The 1,113-nt window shown below is 68.3% G+C and carries 1 protein-coding gene; it reads left to right on the top strand.

All coding sequences use genetic code 11. The features are described 5' to 3' along the window. Window positions 1–125 precede the first annotated feature (125 nt). On the top strand, window positions 126–1,113 hold a 988-nt coding region (locus EV188_RS31285; RefSeq protein WP_133830264.1), incomplete at its 3' end, for an IS481 family transposase.

Here is a 1,113-nt window from a genome sequence, read left to right on the forward strand (position 1 = left end):
TGTACTGACCGGACACGTTGGTTGAGCGCGTGTGACGACACGGTCTGAATGATCTTGAGGGGAGGACCTCTCGGGAGTGCTGTGGAGCTGTCTGACGGCATCCACTCACCACCGGGAGGTCCTCCGTGGCCCACGCTAACGCCGCGCTGACTCCGCGAGCCCGATTGAAGCTCGCGCGTCTGATCGTGGAAGGCCGATGCTCGATCGCGCAGGCCGCGGTGCGGTTCCAGGTGTCCTGGCCGACCGCGAAACGCTGGGCCAAGCGCTATGTCGAGCTGGGTGAGGCCGGCATGCACGATCGCTCGAGCCGTCCGCACCGCATGCCACGCAAGACTCCGCAGCCCACCGTGCGCAAGATCGTGCACCTGCGCTGGAAGCAACGCCTGGGCCAGCTCGAGATCGCCGCCCGGCTCGGGATCGCCGCCTCCACGGTGCACCTGATCCTGCGCCGCTGCGGGATCAGCCGGCTCAACCAGGTCGATCGGGCCACCGGGGAGCCGGTGCGCCGCTACGAGCACCCCTACCCGGGCTCGATGATCCACGTGGACGTCAAGAAGTTGGGCAACATTCCTGATCAGGGTGGATGGCGCTACGTCGGTCGCGTCCAGGGCAAGAAGAACCGGGCGGCGACCGCGGGCAAGCCCCGCAACGGTCACTACGACCCGAAGATCGGCACCGCGTTCGTGCACACCGTGATCGACGATCACTCCCGGGTGGCCTACGCCGAGATCCACGACGACGAGACCGCCGCCACCGCCATCGCGGTGCTGCGCCGAGCGACAGCATGGTTCGCCGCCCGCGGAGTGGTCGTCGAGCGGGTGCTCTCCGACAATGGGTCGGCCTACCGATCGCACGCCTGGCGCGACGCCTGCGCCGAGCTCGGCATCCGCCCGAAGCGGACCCGGCCCTACCGGCCCCAGACCAACGGCAAGATTGAGCGGTTTCACCGCACCATGACCGGCGGCTGGGCCTTCCGACGGCTCTATCTCAGCGAAACCCAGCGCCGCAAGGCCCTACCGGGCTGGCTGCACGAGTACAACCACCACCGGCCCCACAGCGCCACCGAGCGGCGACCCCCGATCACCCGCTTGACCAACCTGTCCGGTCAGTACA

This window comes from Actinomycetospora succinea (assembly GCF_004363095.1).
Classification (GTDB): domain Bacteria; phylum Actinomycetota; class Actinomycetes; order Mycobacteriales; family Pseudonocardiaceae; genus Actinomycetospora; species Actinomycetospora succinea.